We start from the raw sequence: 20,068 nt of genomic DNA on the forward strand, positions 1-20,068 counted from the left end.
AAATGTCCTAAGGTGGACATAGCGATCGTAATTGCCGATCTTACGCGCTGTCAAGCATCGACAAGCCGAGAGCCTACGATGTTGTAGGCCACGCGTAGCAGTCGGTTGATTTTCTCCACAGGCTGCTGCGTTTTATAGATGAGCCGCCAAAATAGCGATGGAAGTCGTTATTTTTCGAGCCGTGAAGCGCTTCGCTCTGAACCTGGCGAGGTTGAAAAACGCTCTGATGGCGTTTTTCAACCGGCTGGTAGGTCTGGCTAATGCGTCCGCAAGGCAGTTTCGAGATTCGCGTTTGGCCCAGCGGCAGGCTTGCCGTGATCGATTTAACCGCGAGGAAATTTTAGCAGGACAGGGCCTTCGTCATCGATCAGCGCTTCTGCTTGCGGCGCTTCGCGATAGAGCCAGGCTTGGGCAATTTGTACGTCGTCAAGCGGCAACTCTTCTTCACGCAGCGTGTTGAGATTGGGAGTTCCACGACCAGCGATTAAGACCGTGTCGCCGGTTTGAGCTTCGGACAAGGCCCATTCGATCGCGGAGGCGCGGTCCGGCATCACATGAGCGCGAGCTGGGCGTTCGTAACCATCCAGGATGTCATGGATCACTTCTAGCGGCGTATCATCGCCGGGATTGGCGCTGGTGATCAATGAGAAATCGGCGCCACGCTCGGCCACTCGACCCAGCAGCGGCCGTTTGCTGGGATCGTCTAGCCCATCTGCGCCAAAGACGCAAATCACACGACCGTGGGTCACGCGACGTAGCGATTTGAGCGCTGCCGCCAGCGCGTCATGGGTATGCGCCAAGTCGACGAAGACGCCAAACGGCTGCCCGCATTCGATCCGCTGCATCCGACCGGGGATCGATTCGACCCGTTCTAGTCCACGCACGACCGTCTTCAGGTCAACGCCGTAGACCAAGCCGACCGCCGCGGCGATCAAACAGTTGTAAATATGGTGATCGCCGATCATTCGCGTACAGACCGGGACGGTTTCGTCACCGGCCGAGAGCAAGAAAGTTTGTTCGCTTTTATGGCGTTCAACCACGCTGGCGGTGATTTCGCCGGCGCCATGCAGCGCGACCGACAACGCTGGCGTATCGATTTGGGAGAGCAGCTTGCTGCACGCGGCGTCGTCAGCGTTGACAACGGCGAAACCTGTTTCGCGTAGGCGGCCCAAAATTTTCTTTTTGGCGCGGTGATAATTGGTGACCGAGCCATGCACGTCGAGATGATCTTGGCGCAAATTGGTGATTGCAACCGCGTCTAGCTCAATTCCGTCTAGGCGATCGCGCGAGAGGGCTTCGCTCGATGCTTCGACAACGGCATGCGTGCAGCCGTTGTATTCCATCCGCGAGAGCAAATCGGCCAATATCGCGGCGTTGGGCGTGGTGCAGTCCCACGGTTGGCGATCGTAGCCGTTGTCGTAGCCGAGCGAAGAGGAGATCCCGACCGTAGCGCCGGCGGTCTCTAGGATTGATTGAATCAGGCGGCAAACGGTTGTTTTGCCGTTGGTGCCGGTGACGCCGATCACCCGCATCCGTTTCGAGGGATCGCCGGCCAAAGCTTGGCAGATCTGGGCATAGGCGCTTTGGCTGTTTTCGACGATGCAAACGGGGTGCGTGGTCGGCAGGGCTCGTTCAGACAAGATTGCCGCGGCGCCGTTGGCGATCGCTTCTTCGACAAAATCGTGTCCATCTTGATGGGGGCCGACCATCGCGACGAACAGGTCATTGGGCAGGCAAAGCTTTGAATTAGCCGCACAAGAGCGAACGACGATGTCATCAGCGCCAAGGATTTTGGCGTTGGGCAACAACCGGCGAAGCGATACCGCGGACGTTGGCTGCGTGGACAAAGTCATTTTCGGCCTCCTTGCCTGGTGCGACTTTGGATCGATGGGGACGTGCTATCGGAATCCGTTCCAACAGTCCTACGTCGCCGCGGCCGAGAAGTTCTAGCGAGCGAATCTTTTCGCAAGCAACTTGGGGCCGTTTCGATTTCACAAGAATGTTTCCCAAAATGGCTCAAGAGTCAACCCGGCTTTACCGGAGATCATTTTGCTAGCGGGGCGGGTTGGACGAAAACCTCTGGTCGCATAGATTGATGGAATGCCCCTCATATTCCCCTTTGGGTTTTTCTAATGGCCAGCCAGGATTTCGATATTGAACAACTTGCCGCGTACCTCCATTTGACCCCGCCGCAAGTGGAAAAGCTCGCCAATCGAGGCAACGTTCCCGGTCGAAAAGTCGCTGGACAATGGCGTTTTAGCCAGGCCGACATCCACCATTGGTTGGAAGATCGGATCGGGCTCTCTGGCGAAGCCGAGCTGGTGCAGGTCGAGAGCGTGCTGGATCGAAATCGAGGCGGCATCCACGAAGACGAAGTGGTCTCGATCGCACGCATGCTGCGCCCCGAAACGATCAAAACGCCGCTAACGGGGAAGTCGCCGCGAAAAATAATTGCAGAACTTTGTGAGCTTGCGGCCGACGCCCAGCTGTTGTGGGACCCGGCCAAAATGTCCGAAGCGGTCCTGACTCGCGAAAATATGCATACCACGGCGCTGGATAACGGCGTTGCACTGCTTCACCCGCGGCGACCTTTGCCCGATATCATCAGCGAAGGGTTTCTTTGTCTGGGGCGAACCTATCAGGGGGTTCCGTTCGGCGGCAGTCGCGGAATCTTAACCGATGTTTTTTTTCTGATCGCGTCGATCGACGATCGCTCGCACCTGCGGACGCTGGCTCGGCTGAGCCGGATCATCAGCGACTCGGCGTTTTACACCAAGCTGCGCGACGCCGCTGATCCAATCGCGACAATCGAGATGATCGCCGAATTTGAAGAAGACTTGTAAGGCGAACCCCATGCCGCGATCGGTGTTAGTCGTAGGAGACGCCGCTGCGACCGAATTTGTCGCTGCCGTCGCGGTGCTGCGTCAGCATGGGGATTGCCGGTTTGTCCCTGCCGCTGCGATCTTGAGCGAAACAGAAGCGCCCGCGGTGATTGTGCTGCTGCAAAGCCGCGTCGGGCAGTTTCCGGCGTCTGACATCGCCCATTTGCGGCGGCGATTTCCGCTTGCCCGCTGGCTGGTGATCGCCGGATTTTGGACCGCCGGAGAGCTACGGACCGGCAAACCGATCCCCGGCGCCGAGCAGATCCCCTGGCAAGCGGCCGCGACGCGGTTAGAAATGCTGCTGAGTTCCTCCAGTGAATTAGCCCTGCTCACCGCTTCTCCCGAAGAAGCGATTATGCGTGATCTGGGTGAAATGGGCAATTTGTCGGGTCTGGCCGTGATCTCCGCTGCCCGACATGACGATTTTGAATACTGGGCCGATGCGGTGCAAGCTTTGGGAATGTCGGCGGTTTGGCGTGCGCCGGACGAAAAAGTACGTGCCGCGGCGATTGTCTGCGTGATCTATCAGCCCGCCGATTGGGGACCTCAAACGGTCGCCGATGCGACCCAATTTCTCGCCGATCACCCAGCCGAGAGTCGGATCTTGTGCATCGGGTTGCCCCGGTGGGAGGATCAATCGTTGGCCAGCAAAGTTGGATTTACGGCGATTTTGGGGCAACCGTTCCGATTGCGAGACCTGCAACTGGCCATTTCGGCCGCTGCGGTCACGGGGAATCCCGCATCTTAGCGGGTTTCGCCTCTCGCCGTTTTCGCTTGTGAAGAGTAGGATAAAGGTTTTCCGCGCGGGTCTTCTCCTTGGTTAGAGGGTGAGCCGATTGCGGAACTCGCTGCTGGTCGTCTTTCAGTCGCGCCCAGTCGACATCGGCTCCTGGTGAGTCTTTATCAAAGTTATTCGATGACGCAATTACCGATTCTAGATCAATCTGCGGTTACTGGTACCTCGTGCAAGCCGACCGGCGCGTCGAAGGGAAGTTATTCCTTCGTCAGTCTCGGTTGTCCCAAAAATTTGGTCGACAGCGAGCGGATGCTGGGTCTGCTGCAGATCGACGGCTACAAGCTGGTGCAAGAGCCGGTTGGCGCCGACTTTGTGGTGGTCAATACCTGCGGTTTTATCGAAGCGGCTCGCACCGAATCGTTTGCGGCGATTCATGAAATGCTAGAGCTGAAACGCCAAGGCAAGATCCGCGGCGTCGTGGTGTGCGGGTGCTTGGCCGAACGCCAAAAAGAACAACTGCTGCTCGATTGCCCTGAGATCGATCAGGTGGTCGGCGTGTTCGGTCGCGAAGAGATCACCAAAGTCGCTGATCGCTTGGTGGGGAACTTGGATGAGCAGCGCGAGGTCTTTCGCCCTGCCCCGGTTCGTGCTTTGGAAGATCGCCATCGGCTGCGAATCACGCCGAAGCACTTCGCCTATCTCAAGGTGTCGGAAGGTTGCGATCGGTTGTGCACCTTCTGCGCGATCCCCAAGATGCGCGGCAAGCATGCGACCAAGCCGATGGAAGAAGTGATCCGCGAAGCGGAAGAACTGGCCGCCGACGGCGTGCGTGAATTGATCGTCGTCGCGCAAGACACTACCTACTACGGCATGGACCTGTACGGCGAACCCCGTCTGGCGCAATTGCTGAAGCAACTGAACGACGTCAAAGGGTTTGACTGGATCCGCTTGATGTACTTCTATCCGATGTACATCGACGATCATTTGCTGCAAACGATCGCCGACGCTGATAAGATTGTGCCGTACATCGACATGCCGCTGCAGCACATCAATGACAACATGCTGCGTCGGATGTCGCGCCGCGTGACCCGCAGTTCGACCGAAGATACGATCGCGCGAATGCGAAAGTTCATTCCGGACCTCGCGATTCGGACCACGTTCATCACGGGTTTCCCCGGCGAGACTGACGAGCAATTTGAGGAGCTAAGCGACTTTGTCGCCGAGCAAAAGTTTGAGCGCGTCGGCGTCTTCACCTACTCGCGTGAAGAAGGAACGCCGGCGGTTAAACTGCCCGACGCATTGCCTGAAGAAGTCGCGGCCGAACGGCGTGATCGTCTGATGGAAGTGCAGCAAGAGGTCGTCTTTGAACGGAACGACGCATTGGTCGGCACGAAGCTGGATGTCATTATTGACCAACAAGTGCCGGGGCAAGCAACCGCCTGGGTCGGACGAACCAAGCAAGACGCGCCGGATGTGGACTGCGTGGTGTTTGTCTCTGGCGAAGGTCTGGCCGCCGGACAGATTGTTGCGACCGAGATTGTTGCGACGCACGAATATGACTTGATTGGCGCCGCGGTCGAAGACCCGCGTTAGGCCCTTGGCGCCATGCTCTTACCGCGTCTTCGTGGGAAGAGCATGTCTTCCAGTAGTTGGTGATACCACCCACTCTAGCGATCCGAGTTAAAGACATGCTCTTTCGTCGAAGACGCCGTAAGAGCATGGCACCTTGAAGCGAACTTTCTTCAAAGACGACGGGCATCATGACGACTGCAGACACCAAGCCGACCGCGTCGACCAAAGTGGTAAACGTGCCGAATGCGATCACGATGGCCCGCTTTTTGTTGTCGATCGCGGTCTTTGTGCTGCTGCCGCTAGGACAATACGTCGCGGCGGCGATTGTCTTTATCATTGCCGCCGCAACCGACTGGATGGATGGCTATTGGGCCCGCAAATATAATGAGGTGACCCAGGTCGGCCGCGTGTTTGATCCCTTTGTTGACAAGATCATCATCTGCGGCACGTTTATCTTTTTGGCTGCCGAGCCTGGTTCGCAGATTGCGGCTTGGATGGCGGTGGTGATCGCCGGTCGTGAGATGCTGGTCACCGTGCTCCGCAGTTTTATCGAACAGCATGGCGGTGATTTCTCGGCCAACATGCCAGGCAAGATCAAGATGGTGCTGCAATGCGTCGCCGCCGTCGCATCGATGGTCGTTTTGGCGTATGTTCAAAAGACGTCAGCCGGCGATTATACATTGACGCTGCAATGGACGGCGCTGATCTCGGCCTGGTTGGCGGTGGCGTCAACCGTGCATTCCGGCGTGATTTACATCTTTGCCGCGGCCAAGATGATTCGCGATCAAGCGACTACAACATGAGCCAGGCATGGGACAATTAATCTTTGGGTTTGCTGGTCTTTGCTTGATGGCGCTGCTGTTAGTCATCTGCTGCACTGGCTGGACTTGGGCGCTGCGACGCTTGATGCGCGGCGAACCTATCTTGCAGCAAGAAGCTGGCGAAACGATTAGTTGGGGCCTGATCGATATCTTGGCGGCAGTTTTTATCGGCCTCACTTTGATCGGGTCGTTTCAATGGTTCGCCGTCGTCGCGACCGGAATCGTATCGCCGATCGATGAAAATTCGATGACTGCGGTTCAACATGCGTGGGTCATCATGGCCCTTTCTGTCGGCGAATTATTGACGATGCTGGCCATCTGCGGCTTGATCTTGATCCGTGGCTATGGGCTGCAAATGTTCGGCCAGCGCGGCGAAAAATTGTACGACGACTTGCTGCTGGGGATCGCCGCGTTTGGCATGCTGGTCGTTCCGACGTTGATCCTGCAATCAATTCTCGCCTACTTTAAACCGTACGAGCACCCGTTGATCGATATGCTGGTCCGCGACAAAAGCGTTCCGATGGCGATCGCTTCGGTCACGGCGGCGGTTTTTGCGGCGCCGCTGTTTGAAGAGTTTTTCTTCCGCGGGCTCTTCCAAGGTTGGTTGCAAGATACGGTTGACGGACGATTAGAAGTTGGCAACGTCTTTTTGGGACGCGTGCGTTGGTTGTCTGAAGTGGACTCGCCGCCAGAGCGTTATACGGCGGAGGTTCATTCGCCTGCGGAAGCGGAGCCGCAGGAAGAAATCATTGCGGCCGTAGCGGCGCCCCATGACGGAGAGAATCCCTTTTTCTCGCCAAGTGCGCCCGCCGCCGTTCCCAGCACCCAATACGAACCGCCGGAAGCGCTGCGTGAGCGAACGGTGATGCAAATCTGCGGCCCGATCTTGGTGAGCGCCGCGTTCTTTGCGTTGATGCATCTGGGACAAGGCTATGCACCGATCCCCCTCTTTTTTCTCGCCCTTGGGCTAGGGTATCTCTATCAACGAACAAGGCGCTTAACGCCGTGCATTGTGGTTCACTTTTTGCTCAACGGCCAATCAATGACCATGCTGTTGATTCAAGTTTTTGTGATCGGGGATGACGCGGCGCTGATCGCCAGGTAGCGATCCGCGCGACGTTATCGCTCGGCCAATTGGCGGGTTAATCCGCGCCTCAATTCGCGCGGCAAGTAATCACGCTCGACAAGTTCGGGGTCATGCTGAGTCCAGGTCTCGCGACGCTGGATCGAGCGGACTTGCCGGATGACGTCTCCGTCACGCCAGCTGGTCGTGTAACCGCCGCGCTTCCAATCGCGTGTTGGAACCTGGGCAGGCGTTTTCAGCAGACGCCAAGCGACGACGTCGAAGCGAGCATTCTTCGACGACCATTCATAGAAAATCACCTGATCGAACACGAGCCTTCCCTGCGGATCAAAGTAGTGGTTGATCTCTACAAGATCAACCTGATCCGTCACCGCAGGATCCATGGGCTGTGCCGAAATAGCGGCCATCATAGCCGCAAACGCGAGTGCAACGCCATTCATCGTCGACCTCCATGTCGGAAGTTGTGAGTCAGGCAGCAAAATCACAGTAGGGCGTATCTAATCCGATTTTCGTCCTACAGCAATGTCGAACTATTACGAATTATGAAGTTTCGCGGGTTTTCGCACCAAAATAGTGCAAACAGCGACGCGTGCTAGCTGGCGATTGTCGCTTCGCGGAGATGTTCCCAGGTGAAGAGCCCGGTGTCGTGACCATCGGTCCAACGGATCTTGATCGCGTAGCCGCCGACCAGATCCATCGAGTCAAGACTTATGTCGCGCGGTACGTCATCCGGGTTCAAGATGCGCTCGCCGGTATGTTCGCTGATGCAGCGAGCGCAACGACAACTGACGCGCAGGGACCAGAAATCGACGGTCCCTATCAGCCCATCCGACCACTCGATCTTTAGCGTGCGGTTGGGTCGATCGGCTTGGATGTCGGCAGGCGTCATAGTCAGAAAATCATCGCCGGCGAATTTTGGTGGAGAAGTCTGGATCGTATTCGTATTTTTCAGCAAGCTCGCTAATCAGCGATCGCTGCTTGAGCTCTTCAAAAGGAACGCTTTGATCGAGCAATCCTAACTCGTAGGCGTAGGAGTCGCTATAGCCGGTCAGCAGCACTTTGTAGTTGTATTGGACTTTTTCTGGAACCAAATCATTGACGTGTCGCACGATGTTGGTGGTGCAGTTGTTGGTGACCGTGTTGTAAAACTCGGGTTTGATGGCCAATTTGTTGGCTCTTTCTAGTACGTCAATCAGCAACGCTTGCGATTGCTCTGGCGTCGCAACCGTTGGATACAGATAAACGTTGCTCTTGTATTCGTTGGAACTGAGATTGATGATGTCGCGCTCGTCGCCGATCACGTACATCAACTCGTACTGGTTCAAAAAGCCTTTCCAGGCCGAGTACTCTTCGTCCGCTTCTTTGCGAATTTCGACCGAAGAGACAATCTGATCGCCGTCGGCCAGACCAAAGCTAAGCATCGTGTGGGCGACCGCAGGCGTATCATTAAACGGCGTGACGATGAAGTCGACCGACTCTACATCGCTGAGATTAAACTGCTTGTCGTAATACTGCACGACGTACTTGTCTGATGCGGCGTAACGACAATTTCGCACGTTGTGAATCGTCACCACACCGGCGACGTTTTCATACGTGGGCAATCTTGTTTGATCAGGCGCCCAGTTGCGACTGTTGTTCGGCAGGATCGATGCACAGCCAGAAAAGAAGAGCGCGAGCATGCCCCACACCGAAATACCGAGTATTTTGGTGGAAAATAATGAGGGCAGGATTCCGCGTAGGAATGCGTTCACGGCTCGCAGTTACTGGGCTCAAGTGCTTTAGTCGCTGCGGGTTATAGCAATGGATCAGCAATCGTCGCAACCTCGATTTTTTGGACCATACGGCCCATTGGGAGAGTTGAACCATTTTACCCAGGCCGCAAAAATGCGAGTCCTCGAACGGAGTCCTACCACTACACCCCCCTAGAATTCAAAATGACGGATCTGATGAAATTTCTTGCGCTCACGGTCTTGCTCACCCTGGCTACTTCGTCGTTTGCAGATGACGCTAGCGTCAAACCGGCGACGGCTGAAGAAGATGCCGATGTCGAGCTAAAAGATGAGTTTCTGCACAATCACCCCAGCCTGGTGAAGATGTGGAAGCATTCCAACGCGGTTCGCGGCCAATACAACTTGCCGGCGCAGCGCATGAGCCCAGAGCTGACCAAGGCTGCTCAGGATCATGCGTGGTACATGGCCAAGACGGGGCAGTTCAGCCACAGCGTTAACGGCGGCTTTGTTGCTCGTGCTCGTCGCCACAATTTCAAAGGAAGCCCCGCCGGCGAAATCATCTTGTGGAACGCCAAGTCGATTGACTCCACGTTCCAAGGTTGGCTTAACAGCCCTGGCCATCGCGCGATCTTGCTAGGCAGCGCCCGGCAGGTTGGTTATGGCTATGCTGTTGCACGCGACGGCTCGACCTATTGGGTCGGCGTGTTTGGTAACTAGGCCAGCAGCAGTCAACACGACTTCCAGGGCTTGGTGCGTCCAGACGCACCAAGCCCTTTTGCGTTATTCATGCTCTGGCAAAAAGCCGGCCATCAGATCGCCGATCACGCGGGTTGTTTCAAACCGCAGCAACACGATACGCAGGGTCGCTGTGATCGGCACGGCCAGCACCATGCCGACCGGTCCCCACAGCATGCCCCAAAACGTGAGACTCAGCAGGATCGTCACAGGATGAAGTTGTAAACCGTCCCCCATGATCTTCGGTTCGATCACATTGCCCAGCGTCATCTGAATTACGCCGGGGATGCCGATCACCAGCAAGATCATCCAGACGCTGTCAAAGTCGACGATCGCCAGCGGAATGGGGAGCAGCGTTGCGATGATCGATCCGACCGAGGGGATGAAGTTAAGCATGAACGCCATCAAGCCGAACAACGATGCGAGCCGCATTCCCATCATCGCCAGACAGGCCCAGACCAAGATGCCGGTCACGGCCGAAATCATAAACTTGGTGGCGATATAGCGGCGGATCTTTTGATCGATCTCGGCGTACATCCCTTTGGAGACTTTGTACGGATCGCGCCCGGCCAGCATAAAACCGACAAAAATGGTGGTCAGGGTGGTGCTCGAAACCAGGCTCATCAGCAAAGCGCCCAACTGCTTGGCGTAAGAGGGCATTTGCGAAATTAAATTGGTCTTAATCGCCGAGATGATCAATTCCGAATCAGGGCGATCAAATTTGACCCCCAGCCAGCTGTCGGCCAACGCGTATCCCTGGATCACGACGGCATCGAGCTTCCGCTGCAGGTCAAACTCGAGCTGTCTCAACATTTGCGGATCTGAAATACTTTGGATCACCAGCAATACCAAGAAACTCATAACGACCAAAGCCAGCCCGACGATCAGCAGCGCCGCGGTGACCGCCACGAACTTCGAAAATCGGAGGCGAACCATCGAGAAATCGACAATTGGTGCGACCAAATAGTTGAGAAAGATCGCCAGCGTAAAGGGAATCAAAATGCTGCGTGCATAGGCGACGGCGAACGAGACGGCGACTGCGGCTAGTAGAAGTAAAGCGCCGGTTTGCAGGTTCGAGCGCTCTTCACTGAGCTTGGGCAGGGACGTTGGTTCTGAATTCATCGATTATTCCGCGCTTTCGTCTGAGGGACGGCCGATCGGTGCAAAACGGAGCCCGATTATGTCAGCGTGTGGGCAAAAGTTACAACCTCTGCGGCGGCCGATTCCTAGCAGACAGCGGATAAAAATTGCGGTAAACTCAGTCCTTGGTGAAGGCGGTTAGATCGTTTTCATTTTGTGCAACTTTGTGGAAAGAGATTGACGCATGGGTACGGTTTTCGATCCGTTTGGAGCTCGCGATACGTTTTCGGCCCCCCAGGGAGAGCTGGGCATTTACCGGATTCGCCGGCTTCAAGAGCAGGGATTGTGCGACGTAGATTCCCTTCCCTATTCGATCCGTATTCTGCTTGAAGCGGTGCTGCGATCCTGCGACGGATTTATCGTCTCGGAAGATGACGTTCGCCGTCTGGCGGCCTGGAATCCCCACAATCCAGATCCGAGCGAAGTTCCCTTCATGCCGGCCCGGGTGGTGTTGCAAGACTTTACCGGCGTGCCGGCCGTGGTCGATCTGGCCGCGATGCGCAGCGCCATGAAGCGCCTAGGCGGCGACCCCAACAAAATCAATCCGCTGATTCCGGTTGACCTGGTCATTGACCACTCGGTGCAGGTCGACGCATTCGGCAGAGCAGATTCGCTAGAGAAGAACGTCGAGCTTGAATTCCAGCGCAACCGCGAACGCTACGAGTTCCTTCGCTGGGGCCAAAAGGCGCTTGATAATTTTCGCGCTGTGCCCCCGAACGTCGGCATCGTGCATCAAGTCAATCTAGAATTTTTGGCCAAAGGGGTCTTCGTTCGTCAGGACGAAAAAGGCCCGGTCGCCGTGCCTGATACGCTGGTCGGCACCGATAGCCATACGACTATGATCAACGGCCTGGGCGTTGTTGGTTGGGGCGTCGGCGGGATCGAAGCCGAAGCGGTCATGCTTGGCCAGCCGATCTATATGCTGACCCCCGAAGTGGTCGGATTTGAAATCACCGGGCAGCTTGCTCCCGGCGTCACCGCGACCGACTTGGTGCTGACCGTCACGCAGATCCTGCGTAAAGAAGGGGTCGTCGGCAAGTTTGTCGAGTTCTTCGGCGACGGCGTCAGCAAGATGAGCCTGGCCGATCGCGCGACGATCGCCAATATGGCGCCCGAGTATGGCGCGACGATGGGCTTCTTCCCGGTCGATGCCGAAACGCTCAACTATCTGCGCCGCACCGGTCGTACCGACGACGAAGTCGCGCTGGTCGAAGCTTACACCAAAGAGCTGGGCGTCTTCCGTACCGATGACGCGCCGACTCCCAAGTTCACCACGCTGATGAAGCTGGATGTCAGCACCGTCGAACCTTCGATGGCCGGCCCCAAACGCCCGCAAGACCGCGTTTCGCTGGCCAACATGAAGTCCGAGTTCCAGCGCTCGCTAAAATCGCCGGTCGATCAACGCGGTTTCGCGCTGACCGCTGAAGAGCTGGGAAGCACCGGAACCGTCGAGAGCAACGGCAAGTCGGAAGAAATCGGGCACGGCGCCGTCGTGATCGCAGCGATCACCAGCTGCACCAACACCAGCAATCCTTCGGTCATGTTGGCTGCCGGTTTGCTGGCTCGCAATGCGGCCGCCAAGGGGCTGCGTGTTCCTTCTTATGTGAAGACAAGCTTGGCGCCAGGTTCGCGTGTAGTGACCGATTATTTGAACAAGGCCGGCCTGATGGACGACCTCGAAACGCTCGGTTTCAGCCTGGTCGGTTATGGGTGCACCACCTGCATCGGCAACAGCGGTCCGCTGCCTGATCCGGTCGCCGCGGCGGTGACCAACGGCAACCTGGTCGCATCGGCGGTGCTAAGCGGCAATCGCAACTTTGAAGGCCGCGTCAATCCGCTAGTGAAAGCCAACTATCTGGCGAGCCCGCCGCTGGTGGTCGCTTACGCGATCGCAGGCAGCACTGACATCGACTTGGTGACTGAGCCGCTGGGTAAGGATGGCGACGGAAACGACGTCTTCCTCAAAGACATTTGGCCCACCTCCGAAGAAGTGCTGGCGACGATCGAATCTTCGGTCAAGCCAGAGATGTTCCGCGACCAATACGAAACGGCGTTTGAGTCGAATCCGACTTGGAACAAGATCGCAGTGGCCGAAGGTGAGTTGTACAACTGGAACGACGACAGCACGTACATCCAAGAGCCGCCGTTCATGGTTGCGATGCAGCGCGAGATCGACGCGATCCAGCCGATCGCCGGCGCTCGGGTTTTGGCGTTGTTGGGGGATTCGGTCACGACCGATCATATCTCGCCGGCCGGCGCCATCGCCAAAGATGGTCCGGCGGGCCGCTATCTGATGGAGAAAGGCGTGCAGCCGATCGACTTCAACAGCTACGGCTCGCGGCGCGGTAATGATCGCGTGATGCATCGCGGTACCTTCGCCAACATTCGCATTCGTAATCGACTAGCGCCAGGCACCGAAGGTGGCTGGACTCGTTACCTGCCGACCGACGAAGTGATGTCGATCTACGACGCCGCCGAACTGTACAAAGCAGACGGCACGCCGTTGGTGGTGTTGGCTGGCAAAGAGTACGGCACCGGCAGCAGCCGCGACTGGGCCGCTAAGGGAACGTTCATGCTGGGCGTCAAAGCAGTGATTACGTCTAGCTTTGAACGCATTCACCGCAGCAATCTGGTCGGCATGGGAATCTTGCCGCTGGAGTTTCCCACCGGCAAATCGTGGGAAACGCTGGGGCTGAACGGTGAAGAGTCATTTGACATCGTGGTCGAAGACAACTTGCGCCCCGGCGGCGACGTGACGGTCAAAACAACCAAGCCGGACGGAACCGTCATGGAGTTCCAGGCCAAGTGCCGCATCGATACCCCGGTCGAAATGGAATACTACCGCAACGGCGGGATCCTGCAGACCGTGCTGCGAAAGTTGCTGCAAGGCTAATCGCTGACACCCACCTTCGATTTCAATCCAGACCAGCCGCACGAAGCGATTCTTGCGGCTGGTTTTGTTTCTTGAAGCAGATCGGGTGGGTAGGCGGTAGCGAGCCGCTTTTCAAGCAAGCCTGTGAATAATCTCCTGCGGCGTGCAAAATAGTTCCTGGACTTGCCCGCGATTCAGCGAAGAATGCAAGATACTTTGGTGTGCGGCGATGGTGTGCGGCGATCGCTGCGCACTCGGCGAGCGCTTTACCTTTTGCCAAACTGATGATCCATGCAACTCCCCCAACCCCGTTTCTGGTCGTCGATTCTTCTGATACTTGTTGCAGCGTTTCACGCGTCGGCTCAAGAAGGACGATCTGACAAATCGCAGGCCGAGCCGAACAACAATAGGCCTGCTCGCCCGGTTGACTTTGGGGCGGTCAAGCTTGCTCCAGACGATGTCGCGGCTTATGCGACTCCGCCTGAGGGTTTTAATGTGGTTCGCAAAGCTATTGCTCACGGCGAACTGGCGATGATCGAATATGATTCGAAGACGGTCGGCACGACACGAAAAATGTTGGTCTATACGCCGCCGGGTTACTCCAAAGATCAAAAATATCCGGTCCTCTATCTGCTGCACGGAATCGGCGGAGACGAAACCGAATGGCGGCGATTCGCGCAACCCAACGTCCTCTTGGATAACTTGATCGCCGATGGCAAAGCGGTTCCGATGCTCGTTGTCATGCCCAATGGTCGTGCGCAAAAGAACGATCGCGCCGAAGGGAACGTTTTCAGTCATGCGCCCGCGTTCGCTAATTTTGAACGCGACTTGCTCAGTGATGTGATCCCGACGATCGAGAGTCGTTACTCGGTTGCGACGGATCGCGAGCATCGAGCGATTGCGGGGCTCTCGATGGGTGGAGGACAAGCGTTCAACATTGGATTGAAAAACCTGGACCAGTTTGCATTGATCGGAGCATTTTCGGCGGCCCCGAATACAAAAACGCCGGAAGAGCTGATACCGAACGTCGACGACACGAAATCGAAGCTGCAGCTCTTATGGATCTCCTGTGGGAACAAGGATGGCCTGATTCGCATTAGTCAAAACATGCATCGGTTTCTGAAGACCAACGAGATCGCCCATGTTTGGCATGTGGATGGTCATGGTCACGATCCAGAGCACTGGAAGAGCAGCTTGTATTGGTTCGCACAAAGCATTTTTCAGCCCAAGCAACCTGCCGCGGTAGAGCAACAATAGCCAATCACCGCTGGCTTGGTTGGATCACGCCGCCGTCCCAGTGGATTTCGCAGCGGGGCAGCGCTTGGCGAAGCCGCTGCAAACCGCTGGCGGAGATCTTTGTCTTCACAATTTGTAGATTCTCTAAGCGTTTGAAGTTGGTGATCAGGTCGAGACTCTCGTCCGAGATCGCCGTTTCGGACAGGATCAGCATTTTCAGCTCCCAGCAATTCTGAAAGTAAGCCAGGCCGGCGTCGGTTACGCCGGTCCTGCCTAGCGAGAGTTCTTTCAAGTTTTGGCATCCCTTGAAATGGGCCAAGCCTTTGTCGCTAATGCGGGTATAGCGCAGATTGAGGATCTCTAAGTATTCAATCGTTTTGAAGTGCGGCAGCCAATCATCGCTGGCGACTGTTGCGCCGAGATTGAGGTTTTTGTACTTGCGATCGGCAATCGGCAACAGATCGGCCAGCTTCAGCGTGACGCTCCAACATTGAAGTTCCTCTAACTGCTTGCACTCGGCAAAGCTGGGGAGCCCCGCTCCTAGTTTGCGGCTTTGATTGAAGTTGATGCTGCGCAAATTTTTGCAGTTGCTGAAATAGGCGACTCCGCGGCTGGTGATGGTCGAGCTATCGAAAATGGTTAACGACTCCACATCGTAGCAATCAGCGAAGACGGCGAGCCCTGCATCCGTTCCTCGGCTGCCGCTGGCCAGCTCTACGGTGGTCAGCGCAAACGGACGCAATTTGCGTAGCTGCCCGGTTCGGATGTCTGCACCGTGATTGATGCGAACCATGCCGCCCACCGAGAGGATATATTGGGCGGCGAGGTAGTCTGACTTTTTCGGAACTGGTGGAGGGGGTTGAATTGGCTCAGAATCGATCGTCAGCGCCGGGACAACTTCGTCCGGCATCTGCAATGTAGACGGCTTCTCGCTGCCCAGTGGTGAAGGAGAGACCTCCCCGATTTCTGCAACGGTTGGTGCTGGATTGACGTTGCCAGCGTTCGTACTAGTGACCGGATCGACAGGCATTTCCTGAGCGGCGTAACTAGGCGGCGTCGGCGGCGGGTTTACTTGGCTCCGCTTGTTAGGCTGTGCCCAATCGATCTGAACTTTTGATTCTTGGTCGCTGGCGATGGCGATTTCGAGAGCGTCGGTTCTTAGTTGGCTGCTCGCCTCCCAGGCCAGCTTGTATCGGCCCGGCGGCAGTGACGTGATTTGCTCGGTGTGGCGCAGCGTGATTGTGGTCGTCTGCTGCGACTCGGTGTTGATTAGCTGTAGCTGATGATCACGCAGGTGGGCGACAAAGTCGTCTGCGTCTACTTCGACGATCAACGTACCGTTTGGCGGGCTGGCGGGGAAAATCGAACTTGAGGTTAAGAAGAATAGCACCCCCAGGAATAATACAATCGCGCTGGCGACGCCGTAAAATGCCGGAGTCAGCGGCGATCGAGGCGTTGGGTCACTTTCGGCGGAGGCCGCTAGTGGCAAGAGATTGCGGACGTGCTCGCCCAGCGTGGCGAAGATGCCGGTTTGCGATGTGTCAGCGCTGGAGAGCGGCATGACAAAGTCAAGCGGCGCTTCGTTGTCTGAGAGATGCGGATAAACACGCTGCAGGTCGGCGATCAATTCGCTGGCGCTGCCGTAGCGATGGACTGGCAACTTGGCCAGACATTTTTGATAGATCGCTTCCAGCGCCGGCGGCACGTCACTGCGAACGGCTCTTAGACTAGGGGGCGATTGCTCGCGATGACCGAGCAGCTTTACCATCAAGGTTTCGCCGTCAAACGGCGTTTGCCCAGTTAGCAAGTAATACAGCGAACAACCCAGACTGTAGAGGTCGGCTTGCGGCGTCACCGTGTTGGCGCTAACGGCCTGCTCCGGCGCCATATAGTCAACGGTCCCCAGGATCGTCCCATTTTGGGTCAGTCCTGCCTGACTCGCGTCGAGCTGAAACCGCGCGATTCCCATGTCGAGAATTTTTACGACTCCATGCTCATCCAGCAGTAGGTTGGCCGGCTTGATGTCGCGATGCACTACCCCTAATCGATGTGCGTAATCCAAACCCCGCGCCGCTTGGATGACATAATCAACCGCTTTGGACGTCGGTAAGGGCCCCTCATGTCGAACCACCCAGCTCAGATCGCGGCCTTCTACATATTCCATCACAAAAAAGTGCAACCCTTCGGCCTGATCGGCGTCATACGCCGTCACGATATTGGGGTGCTGCAATCGCGCGGCGACCTGCGATTCTTGCTGAAAACGCTGCAAGGCTCGATCTTTGGACATCGAGTCGCGCGGCAGCACCTTCAAGGCGACGACGCGATCCATAATGACGTGCCGTGCCTGAAAGACTTGTCCCATCCCCCCTTCGCCGATTTTGTCGAGAATCAAATAGCGACCCAGCTTTAAACCGCGCGTGCGACCATGGGCGATGGCTCGCAATTGAAAACGTGTCAGCAGTTCGGCTTCTAGCAGTTGTCCTGCTCTTTGATAAGCGGTCTTCACCGGCGGCAATGCTTGCAGCTGTTCAGCGGCGATCAATTCGGATTTGATCAGCTTGGCGTGCAACTTGGCTATGTCTAGATCTTCCGGCAGCAGCAATGCGCTTGCCAAAGTCTGGGATGTTGGCAAATGCAACTTGTCGAACGCCGGCGTAGGGAACTTTAGCCAGGCTGATTTTTCCAGCGTTTTGATGTGTCGCTGCAACTTGGCCGCCAGAGCAGCGTCGTAGCCTGCGAGCAGAGCGATATCGATCTCTGTCCCTTGGTCGGCAGCAGCTTCCCATTGTGCCAGCAGTTCGAGCTGCCGATCGTCGATCGTCATCATAAGCTTCCCTGGTGCGCAGCTTCATCAATTCGGAGGTACTGGTCGTGCCATCCAAGGCTTCAGCGATAGAGGCCTGGGCCGATAATAGCCCACCCGATGGAGGTGCCTACTTAGTATCCTTAAGCGGAGGTAGAAACTCAATGGGGAAGCAGGAAGATGAAAGCGGACCAGACCGGACCGGACAGCGGCTTTTTTTCTTCGTAGCCCGAATGCGCGAGCGAGGGAAATGTGGTTGCTAGTCAATGACCAATGTCTAAATCCTAATGTCTAATAAAGAATGAATAGGTGATCCAATGGACCGGACAGGACCGGACCAGCCAAGTAGGCTCCGCTGTCTGTACACTGTGCGGACCATCTGCCCTGCCGGATGACTGGCAAGTTTTCTCGCACTTCGTTGGTCCGCACAGCGGACCCTACTTCTTGGACGGTTTGCCTTAGTTATTTGAAGACAAAGGAGAAGAAATAGAACACGGACACCACGGATAAATCACGGATGAACACGGTCAACGAAAGGTAGGCCGCCGTGGGAATTGTTCCCCGTCCCCGTTGTTTGAGCTTCCGATTGTTTGACGCTCTTCAATTTTTCAGGCCCAACGGGCCGACCTAAAATAGCCCTGGGCGCTTGTCGCAGCAGCGACGGAGCCCTGGGTAATCATCCACCAACGCAACGTTGACGTTGGATGTAACCCAGGGAACCGCCAACTCAAACGTCAACATCGAATTGGGTCGCGTTGACCCAGGGCTGCGTCGCTAAAAGCGACTGACCCTGGGCTAGAATAGGACGCCCTTCCAGGGCTGATTTGATCGGGCGGCGCTGGCTCTATCAGGTGATAACAAAGCTCAAGCCGGTTCTGCCCTGTCGCATCGCAATCGGTCGCACCAACATTGTTCGGCGCGATTTCTCCGTCGTCGATCATTTGATCCCACGCAAGTCCAAACTTGGCGGCGCTGATTCCGCTGAGTTGGCGGATTTTTGATTTGGTCGCATTCTGAGGTGCGAGTTGTCGCACTGCGGCCCGGATTTTTCCGCGGCGGCGTTGTTGTTGCGATTGGGCTTCTAGCTCCGGCGCCTCATCTTGCAACGACTCGGCAGCGTGCAGCGCGACGTTCCACTTGCGGCCGTTGGCGTCTGCGAGATGACCTTCGTCAATATCGACTCCCCAGACCGCGTCCTGTCCAGCGTTTCCGCCGACCGTTAACCACAGGCGATGCTGTCCGCTGCCTGATTCGTACGCGCGGCGACGGTTTACCAACAGCCATTGCTGGGCAAAATCGTGCTCGGAGTCGTTGAGATCGGCGATATTCATCGCCCGTTTTGAAGTCGATTTGCGCGTTGCGTTGCAAACAATCGGCGTGGCGCCAGCTTCGAGACAGCAGCGGACCAATTGGCGAATTTGCGATTTTTGCGAAGCAGCGCGCGCCGAGGTCCATTGCAACGGATCGATCAACACCACTTCTAATTGATGACGCTGAATCCAATCACGCAGCTCCGCCACGTTCTCTTCAAAACTGGCCGTCTTGGCGGCCGAGGGCATGGTCAACGCCCAAACCAAGTTGGGAAGTTTCTCGGTATCAACGCCAGACGCGGCGCTCCAGCGTCGCGCGAGATCGTGCAGCATCGATCGGCCTGCCGCGCCGCTGAGAAACCCGACTCGATAAGCGCGTGGAGCGGCGAACTCTCCTAAAAATTTGCCCCCGCTGGCTAATGCAGCGCACAAATCAACCGCCAGCGAGGTTTTCATGCTCTTGCTCGGCCCTAAAATTACTCCTGCTTCATTGCGAGCCAGCACGCCAGGCAACAGCCATTCACGCGGTGGTTGCTCATGGAGTAGTTCGGCGGTGGTTAGCTCTTGAAACCAGCCACTGCGCCGTGCGCTGGACTGGGGCTGCGAGGTCTCTTCCGACTGGTTAATTTGACTGGGTTCAGGAGATTCTTCGCCAGGACTTTCTGCATGAGGACCGAACATTTCTTCTTCGATTGCAATGACCTTATTGAGGATTTCATCGGTCTGTTGTAGTGAATAACCGAGGGCGAGCATCCCGTCGAACACCCGCGGCAGATCACTGATCGGGATCCCGGCGGCTTGCATCTCCGAAATCACGGCTTGCAGATCATCAAAGGCTTGGGTTTGAAAGAAATCGGTCGATGGGGGATCTGGAGCCAGGATGCAGGGAGGATCGGAATTGCCATCCAACCACCCGACTTCGGCGGTTTCTGGCGTTAAATCCGCGGTTTCGGCCGATTTATTCCGGGCCGCCAGCAGACGGTTGCGCAGCGCTCGGCGTTTCCGAGAGGCCTTGGCTCGGCGTGATTGCAATTTTTTCGATTGACGTGATTCGGATCCCATGGGAGGCGTTTCCTGTTGGAGCGTAGATGTTGTTGGGATAATTTGGGGGGTTGGGTTGGGTTTTTCGCCGCGGGCGTAACATGCG

General features: G+C 56.4%; 15 protein-coding genes. 8 read left to right on the plus strand and 7 right to left on the minus strand.

Annotation, left to right across the window (positions count from 1 at the left end):
- Positions 1–323: 323 nt before the first annotated feature.
- A complete protein-coding gene (locus tag SH421x_RS13545) occupies positions 324–1,853 on the minus strand; it encodes a UDP-N-acetylmuramoyl-L-alanyl-D-glutamate--2,6-diaminopimelate ligase (protein WP_488856283.1) in 1,530 nt (509 codons plus the stop codon).
- A gap of 279 nt (positions 1,854–2,132) precedes the next feature.
- On the opposite strand from SH421x_RS13545, the gene SH421x_RS13550 reads away from it, so the two are divergent.
- The 5 genes from SH421x_RS13550 to SH421x_RS13570 all read left to right on the plus strand — a co-directional run bounded on the left by SH421x_RS13550 (position 2,133) and on the right by SH421x_RS13570 (position 7,116).
- A complete protein-coding gene (locus SH421x_RS13550; protein WP_488856284.1) occupies positions 2,133–2,843 on the plus strand; it encodes a PTS sugar transporter subunit IIA in 711 nt (236 codons plus the stop codon).
- Positions 2,844–2,853: 10 nt separating this feature from the next.
- Positions 2,854–3,630 carry a hypothetical protein gene (locus SH421x_RS13555; protein WP_488856286.1) on the plus strand — a complete coding sequence of 259 codons (777 nt, stop codon included), beginning with the start codon at positions 2,854–2,856 and terminating at the stop codon, positions 3,628–3,630.
- Between the two features lie 168 nt (positions 3,631–3,798).
- Positions 3,799–5,211, plus strand: a complete 1,413-nt coding sequence (gene rimO, locus SH421x_RS13560; RefSeq protein ID WP_488856287.1) for a 30S ribosomal protein S12 methylthiotransferase RimO — start codon at positions 3,799–3,801, stop codon at positions 5,209–5,211.
- Between the two features lie 167 nt (positions 5,212–5,378).
- Positions 5,379–5,993 (plus strand): CDP-diacylglycerol--glycerol-3-phosphate 3-phosphatidyltransferase, encoded by a 615-nt coding sequence (pgsA, locus tag SH421x_RS13565; protein ID WP_488856289.1) that lies wholly within the window; start codon positions 5,379–5,381, stop codon positions 5,991–5,993.
- A 7-nt stretch (positions 5,994–6,000) separates the two neighbouring features.
- Complete coding sequence (locus SH421x_RS13570) at positions 6,001–7,116, plus strand: CPBP family intramembrane glutamic endopeptidase (RefSeq protein ID WP_488856291.1); 1,116 nt, start codon at positions 6,001–6,003, stop codon at positions 7,114–7,116.
- Between the two features lie 14 nt (positions 7,117–7,130).
- Here SH421x_RS13570 and SH421x_RS13575 read toward each other — a convergent pair whose 3' ends face one another.
- From SH421x_RS13575 to SH421x_RS13585, 3 genes are all read right to left on the minus strand, one after another.
- Entirely contained in the window at positions 7,131–7,535 is a 405-nt protein-coding gene (locus SH421x_RS13575) for a hypothetical protein (protein ID WP_488856292.1), read from the minus strand.
- Positions 7,536–7,687: 152 nt separating this feature from the next.
- Positions 7,688–7,984, minus strand: coding sequence for a DUF971 domain-containing protein (locus tag SH421x_RS13580; RefSeq protein WP_488856294.1), 297 nt, complete (start codon positions 7,982–7,984; stop codon positions 7,688–7,690).
- Between the two features lie 10 nt (positions 7,985–7,994).
- Positions 7,995–8,774, minus strand: coding sequence for a lipoprotein N-acyltransferase Lnb domain-containing protein (locus SH421x_RS13585; protein ID WP_488856296.1), 780 nt, complete (start codon positions 8,772–8,774; stop codon positions 7,995–7,997).
- A 267-nt stretch (positions 8,775–9,041) separates the two neighbouring features.
- On the opposite strand from SH421x_RS13585, the gene SH421x_RS13590 reads away from it, so the two are divergent.
- Positions 9,042–9,542 (plus strand): CAP domain-containing protein, encoded by a 501-nt coding sequence (locus SH421x_RS13590; protein WP_488856297.1) that lies wholly within the window; start codon positions 9,042–9,044, stop codon positions 9,540–9,542.
- Between the two features lie 63 nt (positions 9,543–9,605).
- On the opposite strand, the gene SH421x_RS13595 is transcribed toward SH421x_RS13590, so the two are convergent.
- The gene (locus tag SH421x_RS13595) at positions 9,606–10,682 is read right to left on the minus strand and encodes an AI-2E family transporter (RefSeq protein WP_488856298.1); all 1,077 of its coding nucleotides are present in this window, start codon (positions 10,680–10,682) and stop codon (positions 9,606–9,608) included.
- Between the two features lie 202 nt (positions 10,683–10,884).
- On the opposite strand from SH421x_RS13595, the gene acnA reads away from it, so the two are divergent.
- The gene (gene acnA, locus SH421x_RS13600) at positions 10,885–13,593 is read left to right on the plus strand and encodes an aconitate hydratase AcnA (protein WP_488856299.1); all 2,709 of its coding nucleotides are present in this window, start codon (positions 10,885–10,887) and stop codon (positions 13,591–13,593) included.
- Between the two features lie 270 nt (positions 13,594–13,863).
- On the plus strand, positions 13,864–14,829 hold the full coding sequence (locus SH421x_RS13605; protein WP_488856300.1) for an alpha/beta hydrolase: 966 nt from the start codon (positions 13,864–13,866) through the stop codon (positions 14,827–14,829).
- Between the two features lie 4 nt (positions 14,830–14,833).
- Here the strand turns inward: SH421x_RS13605 and SH421x_RS13610 are convergent, their stop codons facing one another.
- Both SH421x_RS13610 and SH421x_RS13615 read right to left on the minus strand, forming a co-directional pair.
- Positions 14,834–17,635: a protein kinase domain-containing protein gene (locus SH421x_RS13610; protein WP_488856301.1), complete on the minus strand. Its 2,802-nt coding sequence runs from the start codon at positions 17,633–17,635 to the stop codon at positions 14,834–14,836.
- 710 nt (positions 17,636–18,345) lie between these two features.
- On the minus strand, positions 18,346–19,983 hold the full coding sequence (locus SH421x_RS13615; protein WP_488856302.1) for an AAA family ATPase: 1,638 nt from the start codon (positions 19,981–19,983) through the stop codon (positions 18,346–18,348).
- Between the last annotated feature and the right edge of the window lie 85 nt (positions 19,984–20,068).

Source organism: Blastopirellula sp. SH421, from assembly GCF_057808535.1.